Origin of the sequence: Paenibacillus dendritiformis (assembly GCF_015845845.1) — a bacterium.
GTDB lineage: Bacteria > Bacillota > Bacilli > Paenibacillales > Paenibacillaceae > Paenibacillus_B > Paenibacillus_B dendritiformis_C.
Map to the genome: position 1 here is coordinate 1 of NZ_LDIG01000149.1, position 5,878 is coordinate 5,878.

A 5,878-nucleotide genomic window follows, 5' to 3' on the forward strand; every position below is an offset into this window, starting at 1 on the left:
GGACGCCTCCCATCTGCTCGAAACATTGCTTCATCGCTTCTAAAAAGCATTCCTGATTCTCAGCCGGTGTCGGGTATACAAATGCAGCATTACTGTACGGAAAGGAGATCACCAGCAACTTGTAGGTGAGTAGCTGCTGCGCTCGACTGACCTGCATGGTCGTAAAATCCACCTGTGCTTCTCCCGGTGGATGCTCCAACCGCTCGTAGGTTTTAGCGCGTTCGAGCTCCATTTCGTTTTTTCGCTTCCGGACATAGGCCAAAACGGTTCGTTGTCCGCCTGTAAACTGGTGTTCATCTCTCAGCCGCTGGTAGATCCGTATCCCGGTATGCCGCTGTTTCCGGGGAAGCAGGCGATCTTCCTCCAGCCATGTGTCCACGATCTCCATATACGGCCCCATAACTGGGCTTTTACTCTTTCTTTTACCAATCGATTCGTTCCAGTTGGATTGATCTGCGTACTTCTTCGCGGTTCTCCAGTGAATGCCCATCTGTCTGGCGATGTCACGGATCGAGCACCCTTCTGCTTCGCGTAAAAATCTGATATAGTGTTGTTGAGGCATTTTCAGCATCCTTCCCATCTCCTTCGTCAAGTTCTCGCAAACCTAACGATAGGAGGAATTTAAGGGGCTGACAAGTGCCTTTTTTGCATTCAACTTGAGCATTTTTACGCTGCAATTCTAGGCATTTTTAGTATGCAATAAACAACCGGGGTGTGAGATTCGTGAGAATATGGATCGCGGAAATGAACATCGAACTCAATAAGAGTTTTACGAGCAATAAAGGCACGATTCATTCCGTTCGACAATTCGTAATTGGCTTATCTGCAAACAAAAAGATAGGATATGGAACAATGCTTGCTGAGATAGGTGTTTCTACGGAAGAAGTTAAAGCAAATCTTCGCAGGTGCTCAACTATTTTGAAAGATGTGGAATTGTTTGATTTGGACAGTATGCTTCTCGTGATAGGAACTTATTTGTCTGACTATCCAAAAATTTTATCGGCATTAGACATGGCACTCCATGACTTATCCGGCAAACTTAAAAACGAATCAGTCGGTCTCATGTGGGGGTTATCAAATTTATCCCGTCCCCAAACGAGCATTACAATTGGCGCAAAGAATGGGGAAGAATTACTTCATAGGGCTTCGTACCTCACGGATTGGCCTATTTTGAAATTAAAAATGACCAGCATGAGTGATCCTATGATCATAGAGCATTTAAGACAAATCTATACAGGCCGTATATGGATTGATGGAAATGAGGCTTGGGATGTAGAAGAAGCAGTCGAGAATGCCCAATTGTTCAGCAATTATGGCGTGGAATTGCTGGAGCAGCCTATTCGTGCAGGCTCACTAGACAAATTGCGAGTTGTTCGGCAGCGGTCGCCCATTCCAATTGTTGCAGATGAAGATTTCTCAAAGATAGAAGATTTAGTTGCTCTAAGAGGATGTGCAGATGTAATAAATATCAAGCTGTTGAAATGTGGAGGACTTCGAAAAGCAAAAGAGATTATACAAGCTGCTCGTCTTTTGGGATTTAAAGTGATGCTGGGCTGCAAAACAGAAAGCACTCTTGGAGTAACTGCAATGTCTCATTTGGCGGGGGGCGCAGACTATTTGGATCTTGATGGCCATTTGTCGATAAAGTCGGATCCATTTAGCGGCCTTACCATCCATAAAGGGGATTTAATTATCCCGGATGGTGCAGGTCTCGGGGTTACATTATCCCATGCGGTTAGTATGGATTCTCTCTTGCGAGAAAACATCGAGTAGAGGTGATCAAATGAGCATCTTAATTCTCAATAAAATCGAACATTTCAAATCACCATATGACATCTGGCTAAAGGAACTTGAAGAAGATTTACTGATGCTTACCACGCCAGAACGAGCGAAAGAATGCGATAAATATAAGGTGATTGAGACATTTGAAAATTATGAGGTAAATGGCGGTGTTGAAATTCGGGGACTTGAATTGTATCACGCCCATAAGTTCCACACGATTCTTTCTACTTCTGAGTTTGATCTCATTCGTGCAGCACAACTTAGAGAGCGCCTTGGGATAGAGAGACAAAATCTTAAGAGTGCTGTTGCCTTCCGCAATAAGGGAATCATGAAGGATTATGTGCAAAAAGCAGGGTTAAAGGTTCCATCCTATTCGTCAATTTCAACTCCTCTAGATATATACTCCTTTGTTGGTAAACATGGATATCCAGTTGTGGTAAAGCCTATTGATGGAATTGCTTCTAAAAATACGACCATATTGCACAACCAAGATGAACTGATGAAGTTTGTTGAGAATGGACTCGATCCCAATATGGAAGTGGAGACATTTGTCAAGGGGGATATGTATCACATCGACGGGCTCTTTATTAACGGTACGCTTGTTCATTGTAATCCTTCCAAATATATAAACGGTTGTCTGGCGTTCCAAAAGGGGATGTTTAATGGAAGCTACATGCTGGATGATGAGAATCCGCTTACTCCACGCCTGATAAGGTTTGCCCTTGATGTTTTGGATGCAATGCCTATTCCAGACAGTTTTTCGTTCCATGCAGAGGTGTTCCATACTCCCGATGATGAATTGGTTTTTTGCGAAATTGCGAGCCGTACCGGCGGGGGACTAATACGGGAATCGATTCAATATAGTTTTGGGTTCGATATCAATAAATGGGTTGCATTAGCTCAAACCAAATTGGCTCGTCTAGACGATTTTTACAAAGAAAAGAAAAGAATGAATGCCAGTGGATTTCTATTGATACCTTCGCAGAAGGGAATTATTAAGAACTTCCCTAATGAAAAATACGCGGACTGGGTAGTTAAGTCATTCATTAAAGCCAAGATTAACCAAGAATGCAGCATTTCTCATTCGAGTGTGGATATTGTAGGGAGTTTTTTAGTAGAGGGTAACTCGGAGAGACAGATTGTGGAGCGAATCTATGAATTATACGATTGGTTTGAACAGTCAACTGTATGGGAAAAGGGAGATGAATTAAATCAAAACAAGGAGTGTGCCGTTAAATGAGAGCCGTGATCATCAATCAGTTTCCGCAAAAGAAGTGCGACTATGAGCAGCATTTAAAAGATGTAGAAGGTGAGTTCATTTTATTGACGAGAAAAGAGCGAATGGAAGGGTTTAATCCGGAATTTTTCTCAGAAATTATCGGACTAGAAAACTTCAGCAACAGTGGGTTGGTGTTAGCATCCATCCTTGAGATGCATGAGAAAAAACCAATTGATTATGTCATTGCTACGCATGAGTTTGATTTATTGAGAGCTGCACAGCTTCGAGAATTTCTTGAATTAGACGGTCAAAATATTGAAAGTGCGCTCGCATTCAGGGATAAAATTACAATGAAAGAAGCTTGTTCAGAAGTAATAAAACTTCCCAAGTTCAAGAGAATTAACAATGTCATCGATATTCTGTTGTTCAAAAAAGGGAATGGATTTCCATTCGTAATCAAACCTGTCGACGGAGCTGCTTCTGTCGGTGTCCAAGTTATGAAAGATGAGGATTCTTTCAATAAGTTCTTATTGAATCCCGTCACCCATAACATGGAAATCGAATCCTTTGTTGATGGGGAAATGTAGCTTCCTCGCTACTCTGAATGGGGTAATTAGATTGCGATTTTATATGGAGGGGCGGGCATGATAAGCTGGTTAGCAACGCGAAGTCCTTACCCTTCGCGGCTTTCGCGAGTACTCATGCCCGCAGAGGCTCCATGTCAAATCGCTCTATCGATCTGGTAAAACGACACTATTCCCACAACGTATAGCGAGGATCCGAAATGTATCATGTAGATGGACTATACCTTAACAATAAGCTAATAGTCTCGCGTCCTTCAAAGTACATTAATGGTTGTTTGGCTTTTCACAGTAACATGTACTTAGGGTCTATTATGTTGCAGCGGGATAATCCCATGTTTGAACGCTTAAACAAAGCGGTTCACAACGTACTATGCTCTTTACCTACTCCGGACCATGCAATTGCATTTCATGCAGAATTTTTTCACACATCTACAGATGAGATCGTTTTCTGCGAAATTGCCAGCCGAGTCGGTGGCGGAAAGATTGTTGAGGCTGTGAAATATGCAACGGGCATAGATATCTTAAGAGAGTCAGTCAGAGCTCAGTGCGGCATACCGACAAATTGTGTTGAGACGGAAGACCGCTTGGCAGGATTTCTTTTTGTTCCTCCTCAAGTGGGAACTTTCGTTTCCATTAATGAAAATCCACCTTATGAGTGGGCTCTTGAGTTGTCCACAAAAAAAGAGAAGATCGGCCAAACTTTTGAAGGTGCCAGCAGCAGCGTTGATAACATTGCGGTTATCCTTATATCGGGCAACAATGAGCAAGAACTGAAAGACAGAAATCAGATAATCTATGAATGGATTCTTGAAAATACGACATGGAAGCTAATAGATGTCGAAGAAGAGAAGGCAACAAATGGAGTTCTCTAAACTACATCCCAATGTTAAATTAAGAATAGTAATTGTATTTTTTAACACACTAGCTTCCAACATGGTATTTCCATTTATGACGATTTATTTCTCTCGGGCGATAGGACTTGGCAATGCGAGCCTTGTCCTATCGATTGCAATCGTATGCAATCTAATCGTAAGCTTGTTCGGGGGGTACTATGCCGATCGCATAGGGCGGAGAAAGTTATTACTCATCTCGGACGTCATTCGTATCGTGGCTTTTCTGATGCTGGCAATCTCTAATTCACCTTGGTATCACTCTATATATGTGACATTGGTTTTTTTTATGGTACATAGCGTCTGTTCAGGTATCTATGGTCCTGCTTCCGAAGCTATGCTGCTAGATGCTACTCACACCAAAAGTGAACGGAAATTTATGTATAGCATCCTATATTGGAGCACGAATTTATCGGTTGCCGTAGGCGGAATAATTGGAGCTAAATTGTTTGAAAAGCATCTATTCCTCTTGTTCTGTTTTCTCACGTTGTCAGCAGTCGTCTCTATCATTATTACCAAAATATTTATGACTGAGATTTATAAACCTGAGGAGCAGAGTGGGAAGAAGGACGGTTATAAAGATCTGCTCAGAAATTACAACATCATCATTAAAGACAAACGTTTTATCCTTTTTATCTTAGCGGGAATGCTTATGTTTTCTCTAGAAGGGCATTTTAATAATTTCATGGCCCTGCGTATCACGGAACAGATGCCGGTGACACGACTCTACCCTCTATCATGGGAAGTGAGCGGTTTAGAGTTGTTTGCTTATTTAAGTACAGAGAATACTGTATGTGTAATTCTGTTCTCGATTTTACTAGTAAAGTTAATGAAATCCAAGGATGAGAAGGTCATACTGTTGTTTGGTCTCTTACTTTTTGTGGCTGGTTATGTTACGATCTCCTACAGTTTTAATCCCTGGTTACTTTTTTTGGCGATGTTGATCTCCGTTATAGGTGAGGTTATCTTCATACCAATTTATCAAGCCTACTTGGGAGAGATTCCTCCAAGTCATCTAAGAAGCTCCTATCTATATAAGTTGAACTAAAGAATATCCACTACTATATCAGACTCCATCCGCACACAGAGACGGTCGATGATTGCTTGAGGTTCTTTCATCACAGCATTCATGAAAGAGCAGACATTCTTCCGTATCTCAGCTACAGTGTGGTAGAAGACGTTATTCACGACATCCGCTTTGAGCCACTTCCAGAGTCCTTCCACAATATTCAGTTGCGGACTGTACGGCGGAAGAAAGACAAAGGTCAGTCGCTTGTTTTCTTTCAGAAACGGCTCGAGTAGCTTGGCGTGATGGATTCTGGCATTATCCAGAATCATGGTAATGGTTCCTGAAGGGTATGCTTCAAGTACTTTGTTCAAGAATTTGAGAAACGTTTCTGCTG

At 41.9% G+C, this 5,878-nt stretch carries 7 protein-coding genes; 5 read left to right on the top strand and 2 right to left on the bottom strand.

Annotation, left to right across the window (positions count from 1 at the left end; all coding sequences use genetic code 11):
* Positions 1-571: transposase (locus ABD76_RS14000; protein ID WP_197256826.1), on the bottom strand; the 571-nt coding region annotated here is incomplete at its 3' end.
* Between the two features lie 152 nt (positions 572-723).
* Between ABD76_RS14000 and ABD76_RS29580 the strand changes: the two genes are divergently transcribed.
* From ABD76_RS29580 to ABD76_RS14025, 5 genes are all read left to right on the top strand, one after another.
* Entirely contained in the window at positions 724-1,773 is a 1,050-nt protein-coding gene (locus ABD76_RS29580; RefSeq protein ID WP_197257791.1) for an enolase C-terminal domain-like protein, read from the top strand.
* Positions 1,774-1,783: 10 nt separating this feature from the next.
* On the top strand, positions 1,784-3,022 hold the full coding sequence (locus ABD76_RS14010) for an ATP-grasp domain-containing protein (RefSeq protein WP_197257793.1): 1,239 nt from the start codon (positions 1,784-1,786) through the stop codon (positions 3,020-3,022).
* Positions 3,019-3,588 (top strand): ATP-grasp domain-containing protein, encoded by a 570-nt coding sequence (locus ABD76_RS14015; RefSeq protein WP_197257795.1) that lies wholly within the window; start codon positions 3,019-3,021, stop codon positions 3,586-3,588. Before ABD76_RS14010 ends, ABD76_RS14015 begins: the two co-directional genes overlap by 4 nt.
* Before the next feature lie 329 nt (positions 3,589-3,917).
* Positions 3,918-4,457, top strand: a complete 540-nt coding sequence (locus tag ABD76_RS14020; RefSeq protein WP_197257797.1) for an ATP-grasp domain-containing protein — start codon at positions 3,918-3,920, stop codon at positions 4,455-4,457.
* The gene (locus ABD76_RS14025; protein ID WP_197257799.1) at positions 4,420-5,523 is read left to right on the top strand and encodes an MFS transporter; all 1,104 of its coding nucleotides are present in this window, start codon (positions 4,420-4,422) and stop codon (positions 5,521-5,523) included. Before ABD76_RS14020 ends, ABD76_RS14025 begins: the two co-directional genes overlap by 38 nt.
* Here the strand turns inward: ABD76_RS14025 and ABD76_RS14030 are convergent.
* A partial coding sequence (locus tag ABD76_RS14030) for an IS630 family transposase (protein ID WP_197257801.1) occupies positions 5,520-5,878 on the bottom strand: 359 nt, incomplete at its 5' end. The genes ABD76_RS14025 and ABD76_RS14030 overlap by 4 nt on opposite strands.

What these genes read in the sequence shown, in the direction of transcription:
- ABD76_RS14010 (WP_197257793.1), top strand. Translation starts at nt 1,784, where the DNA reads ATGAGCATCTTAATTCTCAATAAAATCGAACATTTCAAATCACCATAT.
- ABD76_RS14015 (WP_197257795.1), top strand. Translation starts at nt 3,019, where the DNA reads ATGAGAGCCGTGATCATCAATCAGTTTCCGCAAAAGAAGTGCGACTAT.
- ABD76_RS14020 (WP_197257797.1), top strand. Translation starts at nt 3,918, where the DNA reads ATGTTTGAACGCTTAAACAAAGCGGTTCACAACGTACTATGCTCTTTA.
- ABD76_RS14025 (WP_197257799.1), top strand. Translation starts at nt 4,420, where the DNA reads ATGTCGAAGAAGAGAAGGCAACAAATGGAGTTCTCTAAACTACATCCC.